The organism is Phytoactinopolyspora halotolerans (assembly GCF_010550675.1).
Taxonomy (GTDB): Bacteria; Actinomycetota; Actinomycetes; order Jiangellales; family Jiangellaceae; genus Phytoactinopolyspora; species Phytoactinopolyspora halotolerans.
Genome location: NZ_JAAGOA010000003.1, coordinates 97,920 through 114,753, shown reverse-complemented (window position 1 = coordinate 114,753; position 16,834 = coordinate 97,920). Strand labels below are relative to the sequence as shown.

Below are 16,834 nucleotides of genomic sequence, written 5' to 3'. Positions count from 1 at the left end.
TTCAGACGGAAGTCCATCGCGGTAACGATCATCGGGGATGTTCCGGCCGAGCCGCGCCGGGAGCCATCCCACCGATAGGAACCCCGTGACGACTCAGGACATCGAGATGGACGCCTCTGTCGCGCAGACCGGCCGGCGTGGCTTCCTGCGCGGAGCCGGGCTCGCCGGCATCGGGCTGGTCGGCGCTGGGCTGGCCAGCGCTCCCGTGCGTGCGGAGGCCGAGCCGGGCGCCACGCGCGCCAGGGACCGGCGGGGCCGATACGTCTGGCTTGCCGGCGACCACCATCTGCACAGCCAGTACAGCAACGACGCGATGTACCGCATCGATGACCAGGCTGCCCGGGCCGTCGCCGGCGGCCTGGACTGGATCGTCATCACCGACCACGGCAACGTTCCCTTCGCTACCTACAGCATCGCGCCCCAGAGCGCCGACATCGCCGCGGCCCGCGAGCGCTACGGCGAGAACCTGCTGATCTTCAACGGCCTGGAGTGGAACATCCCGGCCGGAGAGCACACGACGTTCATGATGGCGCCCGGCCGGTCCGAGGCCGAGGTCCTTCAGGAGTTCGTCGACGCCTACGACGCCCGCGTGGTCGATGCCCGTGACGGCACTCCCGCGAACGAGGCGCTGGCGATCGAGGCGATCCGATTCGTCCAGAGCATGATCGACTCCCGACGGCTGGCCGATGCCCTCATCTTGCCGAACCACCCCTCCCGCAAGGGCATCGATTCCCCGGCGGAGCTTCGCGCCTGGCAAGACGCCGCGCCCGGCATCGTCATCGGCTTCGAAGGCGCGCCCGGCCACCAGGCCGCCGGTCTGCCTGCACCAGGCATGGCGCGTGGCCGTGGCCTCTACGACAGCGGACCCGGTGGTCATTCCTTCCCGGGCTACCCCGAGGAGAGCTACCGCACCTGGGGAGGCTATGACTGGATGACCGCCACCGTCGGCGGCCTCTGGGACAGCCTCCTGTCCGAAGGCCGCAAGTGGTGGATCACCACCACGTCGGACGGGCATCAGGGCTGCGGAGATTGGGTCAAGAACCCCGTCGACCCGCTCAATCAGACCGGTTACGACAATCTGCCGTACAACGACGACGGCGACACGTTCAACACCACCGGCGTCTACCCGCCGCCGATCGGTACCGGCCGACCCGTCGCCGAGTACAGCTCCTTCCCGCCCGGTGCCTACAACAAGACGTGGGTCGGAGCCACCGACTTCAGCCACCAGGCCGTCATGGAGGCGATGCGTGCCGGACGCATGTGGACCTGTTTCGGCGATCTGATTCATGGGCTCGACGTGCAATTGCGTTCCAGCAGGTACCGGGGCCGCGGACGCGAGGTGACGTTGGGCGAGAACCTGTCGGTCCAGGCCGGAACCGAAGTTGAGCTGACCGTCACCATCGACCTTGCCGACCGAGTCAACTATGCAGGGCTTCTACCCGAACTGGCCCGCGTCGATCTCATCCTCGGCAGAGTGACCGGCCCCACCGACGATCCCGACACGCTCTACGCGCCCGACACCAGAGTGGTGAAGTCCTGGGACACCAGTGGCAAGACCGGATCGATCGAGCTCACGTACGTCGTCGAGGTCGAACACGACATCTATCTGCGCATCCGCGGCACCGACGGCAAACGCAGCCAGCCCGGCTTCCTGGGCGCCGACATCGACCCGGCCGGACCCGCGATGGACGTGCCTGGCGAGGTTAACCCGTGGGAAGACCTCTGGTTCTACACCAACCCGATCTTCGCCAGCGTCAGGTGACGGGCCGCTACCGACCCTCGACGTACGAGGCTCCCGCCCGCTCTCGCCACCGTTCAGTAGATGGTGCGGCCGCACGCGTCGGGCACCCCGGACTTGCGATAGAAGTAGGTGCACAGCCGGTCCCGCCACTCCCGGGCGGAGCCCAACTGCTCGTCCAGTCGCTCCGCGACGCGGGCGAAGACGTCATCCGGGATGCGGCCCTTGAGTGTCTCCCAGCGCTCCGCCATCCGCTCGACCTCCTCGAACCCGGCGAAGTGGGTGTCGTAGATGTGCTGGATCACCGTCGTCCCGCTGTGCAGTACGTGACCGTACGGGACGTGGTGGAAGAACAGCAGCAGCTCGTCCGGGCACTGCGCGAGCGATTCATAGATGTCGCGCCACGGCGCCGGATACTGCCCGGTGAAGCCGGTCCCGGTCGCACGGGTCCGGTCGACCCCGACACCATCCCGGTCCGCGAAGTGGTACGTCCCCCACGCCGTGTACTCGTAGCCGTCGACGTCCGGCCCGTAATGATGCCCGGGCCGCACCATGAATCCGACGCCCATCGGCGCGGTGTAGTTCTCGTACGTGCGCCACGAACCGTCCATGACCTCGTGGACGGACGCACGCACCGCGTCGTCCGCGCCCGGGAAGGTCAGCCCGATCCACTCGTCGAGCACCGCGCTCGGGTCCAGCTCCGGCTCCCAGGCCAGCCGGCCGAACGCGTACAGGTTGGCCTGCGCCAGCGGATGCCCGGTCCAGAACCGGTCGTCGCCGACGTTGGAGACCGCCGCAAGCCCGCCGCGTGCCAGGTCCGACACGGCGATCCCGGCGCTGCCGAGGGCTCCCGCTCCCCAGGGCCGGAAGCGGAGAATCTCGCTCCAGTACGGCCCGAGATAACACACATGCTTCTGCTGGCCGGTGTACTCCTGGGTGACCTGCAGCTCTACCGCCAGCCGGGTGCGCGGCATCGCGGCGAGCACCGGGGACACCGGCTCGCGCACCTGGAAGTCCATCGGGCCGTGCTTGACCTGCACGATGACGTTGTCCTCGAACCGGCCGTCCAGCGGTGCGAAGTGGTCGTAGGCGGCGCGGGCACGGTCGGTCGACCGATCCCGCCAGTCTTGCCGGTGGTTGTAGACGAACGCCCGCCAGTGCACCACGCCGCCGTGTGGGGCGAGCGCCCGGGCGAGCAGGTTGGCACCGTCCGCGTGGTCGCGTCCGTACGCGAACGGGCCCGGCTGCCCCTCGGAGTCCGCCTTGACGACGAATCCGCCGAAATCCGGAACCGCCCGATACACGCGAGCGGCGGCATCGGCCCACCACGCCTGCACCTTCTCGTCCAGCGGGTCGGACGTCTCCAGCCCGCCCAGCACGATCGGAGAGGCGAAGTTGACCGACAGATGCACACGGATGCTCCACGGCCGGAACACCTCGGCGATCCGGGCCACCTCGCCCAGGTCCTCGGTGAGCAGCCGCGCCTCGCGCGCGTGGACGTTGACGTTGTTGATGGCGACCCGGTTGATGCCCGTCGCCGCGAGCAGCCGGGCGTATTGCTCGCCGCGGGAGAGGTCGGCGCGCACCTCGCCGTCGTCGTAGAAGATAGAGCCGCCGGCATATCCACGCTCGACCTGGCCCATCACCGGATGCACGGCCACGTTGTCCCAGTGGTCCAGCATGCGGAGATCGTGCGCCGGCTCGTGGCGTTCGGCCGGCCGGCCCGGGCCGGTGAGGAGTTCGGGGAAGCGCAGCAGGTGGAACATCCCGTACAGCAGCCCGGGTCCGTCACCACCGACGACGACGGTCACCCCGGCCCGGCGAGCAACCACAAAGCCCTCGCGCCCGAGCGGTTCCCGATCGCCGGCACTGCCCGCGACCGCCATCGCCTCGTCCAGTGCTGCCTTCGCCTCCGGCCCGGCAGCTGCACGTGCGTCGTCGCCGAACGCTGCGCCGGTCCCCAGCACCACGTCGGCGCCGTGGTCACCGTCGTGGCCGCTGCCGTCGTCGTCACCGTCGAGGAGACGCCCGCCGTACGACGACGACGCGCCGCGCACTTCATCGCGCACGGTCTCGACCAGTACACCGCTCCCGACGACGAGCGTCCGTTTCGAACCGAGCACGCCGAACGCCTCGCTGGGCAACCACGCGGGATGTATATCGACGCCGGACGAGATGCCGCTCATTTCACTCCCCAGACACGTACAGGTTTGTCAGATGCGAGTTCAGGGCGCTGTAGCGCCCCAAAGTCGCATTCCATCAGCTAGATTCCGGGCGCTCTTGGATCACGAGCACATCGGTCGGCTCCAGGTGCACCGTCTGCCCGTGCGCGTACTCCTGCCCGGTGAGCAGGTCGGTGCCGGCGGCGTGCAGCGTGACGTCGACCGGCTCGCGACCGTGATGCAGCAGGAAGGCGGTACGGGTGCCGTCGTCGGCGGCGCGCACGGCCAGTTCCAGGTCCTCGACGTCCGCGTACGGCCCGACCAGCCCGTGCCGGTCCAGGATCCGTCGCACCACCCACTCGACCCCGGCGTCGTCCAGCGACGTCGCGACGTACCAGGCCTCGCCACCGTCGCCGACGCGGTTGCGGGTCACCGCGGGGGTCCCGGCGTAGAAGTCCGCGCCGTAGGTACCGATCACCTGCGCACCCTGCGGGATCACCACCTCGAACGTCAGCCGCGCCTCGGAGGTCACCACGCCGGCCTCGGCGGCGTGTGCGGCTTCGGCAGATGCACCGGCGGCGTTGGCAGAGGCTCCGGCTGCTGCGTCGTCGTCCGGATCGGCGAGCCGGACCGGGTTGACGACGTCCGGCGGCTGCGCGTCGGTCTCCTCCACCCGCAGCCCGAACATGCTCGCGAGCGGACCGGGAACGTCCGCCAAGAACGCGTTGTCGTGCTCGTCCACACGCCCCGACAGGAACGTCGTCAGCACCGTGCCGCCGCGCGCCGCCACCTGCTCCAGACGCTCGGCCACGTCACCCTTGATCATGTGCAGCAGCGGGGCCACCACCACGTCGTAGCCGGACAGGTCCGCGGTGACCGGAACGACATCGACTCCGGCGTTGGCCTGCCACAACGCCCGGTGATACGCCATCACCACGTCCGGATACCGCAGGTGCCGGTTCAGCCCGTCGGTGATCTCCGCCGCCCACCAGCTGTCCCAGTCGAACAGCAACGCGACCCGTGCCGGCGTCCGCGCGCCCAGCACCGCGTCGCCCAGCCGCTTCAGCTCCTCGCCGAGGGCCGCCACCTCCCGGAAGCTGCGCGTGTCCGTACGCCCGGCATGATCGAGCACCGCACCGTGGTACTTCTCGCACGCCCCACGCGACTGCCGCATCTGGAAGAACAGCACCGCATCCGCGCCGTGCGCCACCGCCTGCCAGGACCACAGCCGCATCACGCCGGGCCGTTTGACCGGGTTCACGTCACGCGACGCGGTCATCGTCGGCGTCTGCTCCATCAACCAGAACGGCGCACCGTCCTTCAACCCCCGCATCAGGTCATGCGTCAACGCCATCCGGGCGTGCGCGCGATCGTCCGGCGGGTAGTTATCCCACGAGGCGAAATCCAGGTGCGCGGCCCAGCGGTGATAGTCGATCGGGCGGTACATGCCCATGAAATTGGTCGTCACCGGTGTCGTCGCGTCGTACCGCCGGATCGCCGCCTTCTCGTCCACGAAGTTCGCCAGCATCGCGTCCGAGGTGAACCGCAGGTAGTCCAAGGTGATGCCCTGGAACGCCGTGTGGTTGGGCCCGCGCCAGTGCTCGCTGAGCGCATTCGGCGGCACGATCTGCTCCCAGTCGGTGAACCGGTGCGACCAGAACGTGGTGTTCCAGGCGTCGTTCAGCGCTTCCAGCGAGCCGTGCTGCACGCGCAGCCACTCGCGGAATGCGGCGGCGCAGGTGTCGCAGTAGCACGCGCCGCCATACTCGTTGCCGACGTGCCAGGCGACCAGCGCCGGATGGCCGGCGTAGCGCTGCGCGATCCGGTCCGCCAGCGCCGCCGACAACCGCCGGAACACCGGCGAACTCGGGCAGGCGTTGTGCCGCTGCCCGTACACGTGGCGGCGCCCCTCGAAGTCGGTGCGGCAGACCTCGGGGTGCCGGTGTGCCAGCCACGGCGGCATCGCCCCGGTGGCGGTGGCGATGACCAGACGTTTTCCGGCTCCGGCCGCGGTCTCGACGATCTCGTCGAGGACGGTGAGATCGTAGGTGTCCTCGTCCGGCTGGAGCAGTGCCCAGTCGAAGACGCCGATGGTCAGCGTGTCGATGTGGGCCAGCTTGAACGCGGCCAGGTCCTCGTCCCAGACGGCGCGCGGCCACTGCTCCGGGTTGTAGTCCCCGCCGTACGGGATCTTGTCGCGGATCAGGTCACCCGGATGGGGAGCGGAGGAGGTCATGCGGTGAAGTTCTCCTCGATGTCGGTGATGATGGGCTTCGCGTTGTGCAGCAGGAGCAGCGCGAAGACGGCGCCGAGCAGGACCAGCACCCAGTCCGACGTCAGCGCGACGACGCCCAACGCCAGCAACGCGAGCGAGAGCAGACCGAGCGTCGCGAGCGGGAACCGTCCCGCGTGGTGCAGCGCCAGCCGCAACGCATCGCGCGTGCGCAGCTCGAACAGCGACGTCACGACGAGCGCATGCATCGCGACGATCATGACGACGACGGCCAGCAGCACGAGGATCAGCCCGAGCACGGCGCGCGCGGTCCCGTCCAGCGCACCTACCGCGTCGAGGTACGCCACGTCGATCCCCAGCAGCGCGAGCACCGCCAGGGCGGGCACCCACCAGCGCAGCACGGCCAGCGCGTTCAGCCGGTATCCGCGCCAGAAGTGCCGTGCCGGCTCCAGCCCGCCCTTGGTGAGCACCGCACGCCAGGCGAAGACCGTCGCGGACAGGGCGGGGCCGAGCGGTACCAGGGCCAGCGCCGCCAGCGGGATGTTCGACCGGTCGGGCACCAGTGAGAACAGCAGAACGAGCCCCGGCGACGACGCCAGCACCAGCAGGAACTCGAGCACCAGCGCGTGGTACACGGCCGCCGCGCCCCGGGCCAGCGGGCCGTCGCCGAACTCTCGATCGCTCGCCACGGCACTCATCGTCGCGCATCCTCCGAGTCCGCCGGACTGTGGCCCAGGAGCCGACCGTCGTCGATGATGGCGGCGCCGTCGACCCCCGCAACACCGGTTTCCATCCCCGCCGGCAGCAGCTCCACCAGGGTGACCTCATGCCGGGCGAGCGTCAGGTCGAGAGTCACCCGTCCGCCGGGCCCCGGGGCGAGGGAGAAGTGTTCGACGCCCGGCTGCGACGCCTCCCGCAGCAGCTCGAGCCGGCGGCGGCTCGGGTGCCGCGGGGCGCCGAGTTCACGCCACAGCGTCCAGGCGTTGCCGCGTTCCTCGTCCACTCGGCGCCGGACGACCGTCACCGGCAGCTGACCACCGACCGGAACGTCGAGACCGATCCGGTGCCGCTCGGGGGCGCTGCCGTACGGACCGTCGTCGGAGCCGCCCACCGGCTGCCAGGCGAGGATCGCGACGCGGCCGTCGTCATCCCGGGTGACGAGGTGATCGTCGCCCCGGGCCAGCACGTGCCGGCCGCACCGGGCCATGAACGCGTACAGGTGGAACGTCGGCTTGGCGATGCCGCCGTGCGTCACCAACCCGAACCCGCCGTGGAAGAACGACGTCGGGACGCCCACCTCCTCGAAGATGTCGCAGAACGTCCAGTAAGAGAACGAGTCGACCAGCTCGCCGCCGCCCGCCAGCACCGGGGCGAGGTAGGCGGCGTTGTACGCGGTGTCATGGATCGGGTTGTCCGGCCGGTAGGAGGAGTTGAACTCGGTGATGTGCACCGGCAGGTCCGCCAGCGCGGTGCCGTGCAGGTGCCATCGCGGGGCGGCAAACTGCTCCAGCAACGACGACGGCGGGCGCAGCGTCTGGTACACGCCGAACGGCACCGGTTGTGCCGGCCCGGACGTGTAGGCGTGCCGGCTGACGAAATCGATCGGTACGTCCTTGGCGGTGACGAACTCCGCGAACGGCTCCCACCATTCGTCGCCGCCCGGTGCGAGCGACGGGCCGCCCACCTGCAGCTCGGCGTCGACGTCCTTGACCGCTCTCGCCGTCACCTCGTACAACCGGTGATACTCGTCCTGATCAGCGTCGCGCCAGAAAATGTCGAGATTCGGCTCGTTCCAGACCTCGATCGGCCACCGTCGCACCTCGTCCAGGCCATACCGATCCACCAGGTGCCGAACCGTCGCCGACACCAGTTCACCCCACTCGATATACGAGCGCGGCGGCGTCACGTTGCCTCTCCACCAGAACACGGTCTGGTCTCCGGACGCCAGGTCACTCGGCATGAACCCCAACTCGAGAAACGGCCGGATCCCACGCGAGAGCCACCCCTCCACCACCCGATCCACATACGTGAACGAGTGCCGCACTGCCCGCCCCGTGGCCCCGTCGTACTCCCGATATACGCCCATGCCATCGCTGAACAGCCCGTGCCCCCGCACGTGCCGGAACCCGATCGCCTCCTGCACGAACGCCAACGACTCCAGATAGTCGGCGCGCAACGCCAACTCAGCCCGCCCCGTGCCCACACACTCGCGCCACGCCTCGCCCAACACCCCCACCGGCTCCACCGGCACGTCAACGCGCACGTCTCACCCACTCCTTCTTCCAGTCGAGCACAGCAAGGCGGACTACGCCGCTCTGGCAGATGGAGACCCCCACACCGCAGCGGACCCACGAAAGGTGGGAGGGAGAAGTTCCCCTCCCGGGTAGGCGCGGGCGTCGACCTGTGAGGAGCCCCGCGACGATCTGGCCCCTAGGAGGGCCATGCCACTCCGGCGGCGACAGGGGGCCGAAGGCCTCCTTGAGCCGCCGGTGCTCCGCGCCACGACCAACCGACGCGACCGACGATCGTGGCATGGCCCGACGACGCCAGGTGTCGGCGGGGAGGGGAACTTCTCCCTCCCACCCTCCGCAACCACAGCGGTCTGGCGTCTGCCAGAACGGTCGCGCAGACTAGCCGTGCTCCGCCTGGTACCGCTCATATGCTTCGTTGACGACGTCGACGTACTGCGACATCCCCTTGGCCTCCAGCTCCGCGACGTAGGCGTCCCACTCGGACAGGTCCCGCTGGCCGAGGATGAACTGGAGCGTCGCCTGCTCGGTGTGGTCCTTCAGCGGCGTCTCCCAGAGGGTGACCTGCTCGCGCTCCTCCTCGGTGAACGGGTGCGGCGGGTCCAGCGGGAGCAGATCCTTCTCCGCCATCGCCTCCTGGAACTCCTGCTCCTCCTCGGAGAACGTGGAGTGCAGCAGCTCCGTGCTGCCGCCGTAGGCGAACACGCCGTTGGAGAACCCGAAGTCCTCCTGAAGGTGCTTGTCGCCATCCGGGTTGAGCGCGACGAAGTCCACGTCGTCCGCCAGTGTGTACGTGCCGTCGCCGTCCTTGGTGTACGTCACGCCTTCGACGCCCCACTTGGCGAACTCCTGGCCCTCGTCGGAGTACCACAGCCAGTCGATGAACTGCATCATCGCGACGAAGTTCTCACTCTCGGCGGCTTTCGAACTGAGCATGATCCCGTTTTCCAGCTGCGAGGTGGAGTTGATCACGTTGCCGGCGGGACCGGCCGGGAGCGGGATCTTCGCCACCACCGCGTCGGGGTTGGTCTCGGCCAGGTCCGGCCGGTATTCGTTCACCAGCGTCTGCGCGTTGGTACCGATCGCGAACGACCGCCCGTTGGAGAACTTCTGCCGCGCGAGATCGTCGTCCTGGGTGAAGCCCTCGGGGTCCATCAGACCGTCTTCCATCAGGCCGTGCAGGTATTCCAGCATGGCCCGGTACTCCTCGGTGGCGCCGGTGTAGACGAACTGTCCGGCGTCCTCATCCCACTGTTCGTGGTTGAATCCCCATCCGGCCGACGTCCCGAACGTCATCCCGACGATGTTCAGCATGCTGCCGCCGGGGGTGGGGACGTTCCAGCGCCCGGAGAACGGATAGCTGTCCGGGTACTCCTCCTTGATCGCGGCGAGCACGTCGCGGAACTCGTCCCAGTCGGTCGGCACCTCCAGCCCCAGGTCCTCCAGGACGTCCATGCGCATGGCGACGGTGTAGTCCTGCCACGGCGCCTCGTGCAGGCCGGGCAGCACGTAATACTTGCCGTCCTCCTGCCGCAGCGTGTCGAGGTTGTCCTCGAGTCCCCACTGCTCGACCTTGGCCTGGAAGTTGGGCATCAGATCCACATAATCGCTCACCGGCAGGATCGCCCCGGAGGAGACGAACGGCTCTTCCTGGCCGGGATACGTCTTCGGCATGATCAGCGGCGCGTCGCCGGAGCCGATCAGCAGGCTGCGCTTGTCCTCGTAATCACTCAGCGGGACGACGGTGGTGTCCAGCGTCACGTTCGTGCGCTCTTCCAGCTCCTCCCAGAACAGCCAGTCATCCTTGAGCGGATAGTTGGGGTGCTCGTTGTACAGGGTGGAGAAGTTCAGCGGTTCGGTGGCGGTGAACTGAACGCCGACGTCGTAGTCGTCCATCGCGCCGACGTCCTTGCCGTCCAGATCGACGCCGTCGCCGTCGCCGCTACCGCTGTTCCCGTCGTCCCCGCTGCCGCACGCGGCGAGCACGAGTGCGGTCGCGGCGACCATCGCGGATGTCGCTGTGAATGTTCGCCTGTGTCTGATCATGCCTTTTCCTTTCGCTCGAACGTCGTTGTCGAGTTGGGCTCGCAGGCCGTGCTTCGCGACGGCTGCGAGGGCTATTGCTTGACCGAGCCGAGCATCACGCCCGACACGAAGTACCGCTGGATGAACGGGTAGACGAAGAGGATCGGGAGGACGGTGAGGACCATCGTCACGGCCTGGATGTTCGACGCCACTTGGGCAAGATCGCTGCTCCCCAGCCCCGCACCCGACGCGTTCGCGCCGGCGATCAGGTTGCGCAGGTAGACGGTCACCGGGAACAGTTCCGCGCGATCCATGTACAGGAACGCCTGGAACCACGAGTTCCAGTAGGCCACCGAATAGAACAGGACCATCGTGGCCACCACCGCCTTGGACAGCGGCAGCACCACGTACCACAAGGTCTTGTACGTGTTGAGCCCGTCGATCTTCGCCGCCTCTTCCAACTCGGTCGGAAGATTCTCGAAGAACGACTTCATGACCAGCAGGTTGAACACGGAGATCGCGTTCGGCAGCACGATCGCCCACAGCGTGTTCTTCAGCCCGAGGCTGGTGACGAGGACGTAGTTCGGGATCAGCCCGCCGTTGAAGAACATCGTGAACACCGCGATGCCGATCAGGAACGTCCGTCCGCGCAGGTGCTTCTTCGACAACACGTACGCGTAGCAGGTCGTCAGCACCATCGCGATGAGGGTCGCCACCACCGTGTAGACGACGGTGTTCCGGTAACTGGTCCAGAACATGGAGTCGCTCATGACCAGCTCGTAGGTGGTGACGTTGAAACCTCGGGGGATGAGGTTGACCTGGCCGGAGCGGATATAGGACTCGCCGCTGAACGACTGCGCGATGATGTTGACGAACGGGTACAACGTGATCACCACGACGCCGAGCAACGCGACGGTATTGAACACCTGGAAGATGCGGTAGCCGCGTGAGTCACGGATGCCGCCGGTCGACGGGCGGGCGATCCGGTCAGCCACCTTGGTCGGGTCGACGGTCACCATAGGCTCGTCCCCACTGCTCGACGCGAGATCGCGTTCGCGGACAGGATCAAGGTCAGCCCGATGATCGCCTCGAACAGGCCGATCGCCGCGGCGTAGCTGAAGTTGTTGGATTCCAGGCCGATGCGGTACAGGTACGTCGCGATGACGTCGGCCGTCGGATACGTCAGCGGGTTGTAGATCAACAGGATCTTCTCGAAGCCCAGCGCCATGAACGTGCCGATGTTGAGGATCAGCAGGACGATCATGGTGGGCCGGATGCCGGGCAGCGTGACGTGCCAGGTCTGCCGCCAGCGGTTGGCTCCGTCGATCCGGGCCGCCTCGTACAGCTGCGGATCGATCGTCGTCAGCGCCGCCAGGTAGAGGATGGTGCCCCAGCCGACGGTCTGCCAGACCTCCGAGGAGACGTAGACGGTGCGGAACCACTCCGGCTGCTGCAGGAACGGGATGGCGTCGCCGCCCAGCGCCGTCACGATCTGGTTGACGGTGCCTTCCAGCGACAGCAGCTGCATGAGCATGCCGGCGATGATCACGATCGACAGGAAGTGCGGCAGATAGGAGACCGTCTGCACGAACCGTTTGAAGTACCGGACGCGCACCTCGTTCAGCAGCAGCGCCAGGATGATCGGCATCGGGAAGACGAAGACGAGGGTGAGCGTGCCGAGGATGATCGTGTTCCAGAAGACGTTCCAGAATGCTGGATCGTTCAGGAACATCTCCACGTAGCGCAGCCCGACCCACTCCTCGCCGAAGATCGAGCCGCCGGGCCGGAACGTGCGGAACGCGATGACGTTGCCCGCCATCGGCAGGTACCGGAAGATCAGGAAGAACAGCAGCGGCAGCACCGCAAGGGAGTACAGCTGCCAGTCGCGGCGGAGCGCGACGCGCCACGGCGTCTTTCCGCCGCGGCTCTGTGGCCGCCTCGGCGGTCCGGGCGGTGCGGCCTGCGTCGACGTCGCCGGCATCGATGTCGACGTCGGCGGCGGCTCGGCGACCGTCCCCTGGCTACTCATCCCACGTTCACCTCCATCTATCGGGTCGTCGTGACTCGGACGCTGGACCTGCTCACGAGCTGCCGATCGACACCCACCTCGCGTTCCGGGCCGACCAGGCGCAGCGAGAACGCGGCGTGGACGTCGTCCTCGGCGCTGGATCGCGCGAGCCGGAGTTCCACGTCGCCGGGTGCGACGATGCGGGTCCCGGCGAGGCCGGTGAACGCCGTCAGATCCGCCGGCACGTCGAAGGTCACGTCGGCGTGTTCGCCCGGTTGGAGCGTCACCCGTGCGTAACCGATGAGCCGTACGACGGGCCGGGTCACCTGGGCACTGGGCTGGTGCAGGTAGAGCTGGACGACGTCGGCCCCCGCGACGTCGCCGACGTTGCGGACGGTGACCGCCAGCCCGGCCTCGCCGTCCACCGGCCACTCGGCCGTATCCGAGACGACGCGAGCGTCCTCCCACGCGAAGGTGGCGTAACTCAGGCCGTGCCCGAACGGGAACGCGGGGGTCGGGTCGATGGTGGAGACCTTCGTTCGATGGCCCAGCGGCGCCGAGAGGTAGGTTCCCGGCTGGCTGCCGGGCTCCCGCGGCACGCTGACCGGGAGCCGGCCGGATGGTGTGACGGCGCCGGTGAGCACCTCGGCGATCGCCTGGCCGCCGCGCTGCCCCGGGAAGAACGTCTGCACGATCGCCGCCGCCGAGTCGGCGAACTCACCCAGCGCGTACGGACGACCCGTGAGCAACACGATCACCACCGGGGTGCCGGTGGCGATCAGCTCGCGCACCAGGTCATGCTGGACGCCCGGCAGCCGCAGGTCGGCGGCGTCACGGCCTTCACCAGAGGTGCCATGGCCGAACACTCCGGCCCGGTCACCGACCGCGACGACGCACACGTCCGCCTCGCCGGCGGCAGCCACGGCCTCGGCGAACCCGGACCGGTCCGGGTCGGTCACGTCGCAGCCGCGGGCATGGCTCACGGTGCTGTGACGGTCCCGGAGGGCTTGGAGCACCGTCGGGATGTCCAGCCCGATCGGGCGGTCTGGATGCTTGACGCCGACGTGGGCCGGGAACGAGTAGCAGCCGAGCATGGCCATCGGGTCATCGGCGAGCGGCCCGACCAGGGCCACCCGCGCGCCCGGCGTGAGCGGTAGCAGTTCCTGCGGGTTGCTCAGCAACACGACGGACTCGCGGGCCAGCCGCAGCGCCAGCTCCTGGCTCGCCGGCTCGTCGAGCACCAGCTGGTCGATGTCGGCGGGTGTCGGATCCCAGCCGGCGTCGAGGAGCCCGAGTTCCGCCTTCTGCGCCAGGACACGACGGAGCGCCCGGTCGATCAGGTCCTCGTCTACGTCGCCGGACGTGACCGCCTCCAGCAGCGGCGCGCCGTAGGCGTCGGCGTTGGGCAGTTCGACGTCCACGCCGGCTCGGAGCGCGAGCGCGGCCGCCGCTGCGGGGTCGGCCGCCACCTGGTGCAAGGTCTGCAGGAACCGCACGCCAAAGTAGTCCGAGACGACGGTGCCCTCGAACCCCCAGCGCCCGCGCAGCAGCTCAGTGAGCAGCTCCGGGTCGGCCGCCGTCGGGACGCCGTCGATCTCGCAGTAGGAGTGCATCACCGACCGGGCGCCACCGAGCCGCAGCGCCATCTCGAACGGCGGCAGCAGAACGTCGGCCAGTTCGCGCGGCCCCATCGACACCGGCGCGAGGTTCCGCCCCGATCGCGACGCCGAGTACCCGGCGAAATGCTTGAGCGTCGCGACGACGCCTGCATTCTCCAGGCCTCGTACGTAGGCCGCGCCGACCGTCCCCACCAGGTACGGATCTTCGGAGATCGTTTCCTCGGTGCGGCCCCAGCGGTAGTCGCGGGTCACGTCCAGCACGGGCGCGAGGCCCTGGTGCACACCGGCCGCGCGCATCGACGCGCCGATCCGGCCGGCCATCTCCTCCACCAGGTCGGGATCGAACGAGGCTCCCCACGAGAGCGGGATGGGGTACGCCGTGGCCTGCCAGGCGGCGAAACCGGCGAGACACTCCTCGTGCACCTGTGCCGGGACGCCGAACCGGCCGGCCGCCACGATCTCCGCCTGTGATCGCGCGAGCGCCCGTGCGCCGGTGGCCGGTTCCACCGGGGCGGTGCCGAACGGCCGGGTCAGCTGGCCGAGCCCATGACGGATAGCGCCTTCCCAATCGAAGGGCTTCTTGGTCATATCCGCTTGGTACGGGGCGACCCCGCCGCCGTCGGCATTCGCGCCGACCCAGATCCCCACCAGCTGCGCCAGTTTCTCCGCCAGGGTCATCCGGCCGATCAGGTCGTCGGCGCGCTCGGTCGGTGTGGCGCCGGGGTCGTGCCAGCGCGGTGGGGTCGTGTGCGAGTCACTCGCGGCGGCGCTCGTCTCGGTGGTCATGGAACTCCTCCGTCTCGGACGGCACCGCCGGAGCGACACACGCTCGAAACTTTCGTTCATCGATCCGACATCTAACGTTTCAAGGGAGGCTAAAGTCACATGTGATCGCCGTCAACCCCTGCCGAGATCTAGAGAACGGGCCGACAAGGCCTTCGTACGGCCGCAAATCTCCTGGTGGCGGGAGCGATCGAGACCTTCAACGAACTCGTCCGCAAGATGGACTGTGTTATCTTCGAAATCCGATAGTTGCGAACGCCCAGCGCTATCCCACACCTCCGGCCCAGGAGAACGCGAGGAATGGCCACGGACATCTCGGCGAGCGGTCCCCGCTCGAACAGCTCAGTGACGATCGCGTCCATCGCGGCGGAGACCGGCGTATCCGTGCCGACCGTCTCCAAGGTGCTCAATGGCCGGTCCGACGTGGCCGCCGAGACACGCGCGAAGATCGAGGAGGCGCTCGAGCGGCACCAGTACCGGCGCCGCAACCGTGGACCGGCCACGTCCGGCCCGTCGCTGATCGACCTGGCCTTCCATGAGCTCGACTCCGCGTGGTCGATCGAGATCATCAGGGGTGTGGAGGTCGCGGCGGCCGAGGCTGAGGTGAGCGTCGTCCTGTCCGAGCTCGGCGGACGACACCGCCCGGAGCAGAAGTGGCTGGATGCGGTTCTCGCGCGTCGCCCGATGGGCGTGCTCCTCGTGTTGTCGACTCTCGGCAAGTCCCAGCGGCACCAACTGGAGAGCCGTTCGATCCCCTACGTCGTGCTCGACACCGACGGCGAACCGCCGGAGGATGTTCCCGCGGTCGGCTCGAACAACTGGAACGGTGGGCTCTCCGCCACGCGGCACCTGCTGGGACTGGGGCATCAGCGGATCGCCGTCATCTCCGGACCGCCGGATGTGCTGTGTTCCCGCGCCCGCGTCGACGGATTCCGCAGCGCACTCGACGAGGCCGGGTTGCACGTCGACCCCGCCTTCGTGCGCTACGGCGACTTCTACGTCGCCGGCGGGTACGAACACGGAAAGGACCTGCTGAGCCGGCCGGACCGGCCGACCGCGATCTTCGCCGGTTCGGACATGCAGGCGCTCGGTGTGCTGCGTGCCGCCCGCGAGCTGGGGCTCGACGTGCCGCGGGATCTCTCCGTCGTCGGCTATGACAACCTGTCCTTCTCCGGCTGGGTCGGCCCCGCGCTGACCACGGTCAACCAGCCCCTGCAGGCGATGGCGGCGACGGCGACCAACCTGCTCATCGACCTCGCGCGGGGCAACAGCCCGCAACTGCGGCGGGTCGACCTCGCCACCGAGCTCATCGTGCGGGAGAGCACGGCTCCGCCACCGAGCTAGTGCCTTAGCGGCAGGCCGGCGAGCCGATCCATCGATCCGACGCGGCGGCCACGATCCGGGCTACGGGACCGTGACCCGGCGCCCCTCGAGCGTCCAGCCGTCGCGGGCAAGCCGGCCGACGCACTCGACCAGCTGCGCTCGTTCGGCGACCTTGATCCGTTCGGTCAGCGTCTCCACGTCGTCGTCCGGCAGCACCGGCACCGACACCTGAGCGAGGATCGGGCCGGTGTCCATGCCGGCGTCGACGAAGAACAACGTCGCGCCGGTGAGTTTGACGCCGTACTCCAGCGCTTCTTTCGGTCCGTTCATGCCCGGAAACGCAGGCAACAGGCTGTTGTGCGTGTTGATGTACCGGCCTTCGAACCGCTCCAGGAACTCCGGGCCGACCAGCTTCAGGAAGCCGGCGGAGATCACCAGGTCCGGTTCGTAGGCAGCGACATGCTCGGTCAGGGCCTGGTCCCACGCGTCGCGGGCCGGGTACTCGCTGACACGGTCGACGAAGGTGGGTACGCCCGCGTCCGACGCCAGCTTCAGGCCACCGGCGCTCTCCCGGTCTGCACCGACAGCCACGATCTGCGCGCCGTAGCCGGGCTCGTCGCACGCCTGCAGCAGCGCCGCGAGATTGCTCCCGCCGCCGGAGATGAGCACGACCACACGACAGGGACGTCCGGTG

The 16,834-nt window shown here is 68.5% G+C and carries 11 protein-coding genes; 2 read left to right on the top strand and 9 right to left on the bottom strand.

Annotated features, from left to right (window positions below; genetic code table 11):
* Nucleotides 1-85 precede the first annotated feature (85 nt).
* A complete protein-coding gene (locus G1H10_RS05110; RefSeq protein WP_216852918.1) occupies nt 86-1,762 on the top strand; it encodes a PHP domain-containing protein in 1,677 nt (558 codons plus the stop codon).
* Nucleotides 1,763-1,815: 53 nt separating this feature from the next.
* Here the strand turns inward: G1H10_RS05110 and G1H10_RS05105 are convergent, their stop codons facing one another.
* The 8 genes from G1H10_RS05105 to G1H10_RS05070 all read right to left on the bottom strand — a co-directional run bounded on the left by G1H10_RS05105 (nt 1,816) and on the right by G1H10_RS05070 (nt 14,820).
* Nucleotides 1,816-3,924 (bottom strand): alpha-glucuronidase, encoded by a 2,109-nt coding sequence (locus G1H10_RS05105; protein ID WP_163733655.1) that lies wholly within the window; start codon nt 3,922-3,924, stop codon nt 1,816-1,818.
* Between the two features lie 73 nt (nt 3,925-3,997).
* Nucleotides 3,998-6,136, bottom strand: a complete 2,139-nt coding sequence (locus tag G1H10_RS05100) for a beta-galactosidase (RefSeq protein WP_163733652.1) — start codon at nt 6,134-6,136, stop codon at nt 3,998-4,000.
* Entirely contained in the window at nt 6,133-6,822 is a 690-nt protein-coding gene (locus G1H10_RS05095; protein ID WP_216852917.1) for a hypothetical protein, read from the bottom strand. The genes G1H10_RS05100 and G1H10_RS05095 overlap by 4 nt, the downstream gene beginning before the upstream one ends.
* Before the next feature lie 5 nt (nt 6,823-6,827).
* Nucleotides 6,828-8,396 carry a GH39 family glycosyl hydrolase gene (locus tag G1H10_RS05090; RefSeq protein WP_163733647.1) on the bottom strand — a complete coding sequence of 523 codons (1,569 nt, stop codon included), beginning with the start codon at nt 8,394-8,396 and terminating at the stop codon, nt 6,828-6,830.
* Nucleotides 8,397-8,763: 367 nt separating this feature from the next.
* The gene (locus G1H10_RS05085; RefSeq protein ID WP_163733644.1) at nt 8,764-10,428 is read right to left on the bottom strand and encodes an ABC transporter substrate-binding protein; all 1,665 of its coding nucleotides are present in this window, start codon (nt 10,426-10,428) and stop codon (nt 8,764-8,766) included.
* Nucleotides 10,429-10,499: 71 nt separating this feature from the next.
* Nucleotides 10,500-11,426, bottom strand: a complete 927-nt coding sequence (locus G1H10_RS05080) for a carbohydrate ABC transporter permease (RefSeq protein WP_163733641.1) — start codon at nt 11,424-11,426, stop codon at nt 10,500-10,502.
* Nucleotides 11,420-12,436, bottom strand: a complete 1,017-nt coding sequence (locus G1H10_RS05075; RefSeq protein ID WP_163733638.1) for an ABC transporter permease — start codon at nt 12,434-12,436, stop codon at nt 11,420-11,422. The genes G1H10_RS05080 and G1H10_RS05075 overlap by 7 nt, the downstream gene beginning before the upstream one ends.
* Before the next feature lie 17 nt (nt 12,437-12,453).
* The gene (locus tag G1H10_RS05070) at nt 12,454-14,820 is read right to left on the bottom strand and encodes a beta-xylosidase/alpha-l-arabinosidase (RefSeq protein ID WP_163733635.1); all 2,367 of its coding nucleotides are present in this window, start codon (nt 14,818-14,820) and stop codon (nt 12,454-12,456) included.
* 297 nt (nt 14,821-15,117) lie between these two features.
* On the opposite strand from G1H10_RS05070, the gene G1H10_RS05065 reads away from it, so the two are divergent.
* On the top strand, nt 15,118-16,161 hold the full coding sequence (locus tag G1H10_RS05065; protein ID WP_163733633.1) for a LacI family DNA-binding transcriptional regulator: 1,044 nt from the start codon (nt 15,118-15,120) through the stop codon (nt 16,159-16,161).
* Between the two features lie 60 nt (nt 16,162-16,221).
* Here G1H10_RS05065 and purN read toward each other — a convergent pair whose 3' ends face one another.
* On the bottom strand, nt 16,222-16,809 hold the full coding sequence (gene purN / locus G1H10_RS05060) for a phosphoribosylglycinamide formyltransferase (protein WP_312856531.1): 588 nt from the start codon (nt 16,807-16,809) through the stop codon (nt 16,222-16,224).
* Between the last annotated feature and the right edge of the window lie 25 nt (nt 16,810-16,834).

Excerpts from the sequence above, each read along its gene's own strand:
- G1H10_RS05085 (WP_163733644.1), bottom strand. The coding sequence starts at position 10,428 with ATGATCAGACACAGGCGAACATTCACAGCGACATCCGCGATGGTCGCC.
- G1H10_RS05070 (WP_163733635.1), bottom strand. The coding sequence starts at position 14,820 with ATGACCACCGAGACGAGCGCCGCCGCGAGTGACTCGCACACGACCCCA.
- G1H10_RS05075 (WP_163733638.1), bottom strand. The coding sequence starts at position 12,436 with ATGAGTAGCCAGGGGACGGTCGCCGAGCCGCCGCCGACGTCGACATCG.
- G1H10_RS05065 (WP_163733633.1), top strand. The coding sequence starts at position 15,118 with ATGGCCACGGACATCTCGGCGAGCGGTCCCCGCTCGAACAGCTCAGTG.
- G1H10_RS05105 (WP_163733655.1), bottom strand. The coding sequence starts at position 3,924 with ATGAGCGGCATCTCGTCCGGCGTCGATATACATCCCGCGTGGTTGCCC.
- G1H10_RS05080 (WP_163733641.1), bottom strand. The coding sequence starts at position 11,426 with ATGGTGACCGTCGACCCGACCAAGGTGGCTGACCGGATCGCCCGCCCG.
- G1H10_RS05100 (WP_163733652.1), bottom strand. The coding sequence starts at position 6,136 with ATGACCTCCTCCGCTCCCCATCCGGGTGACCTGATCCGCGACAAGATC.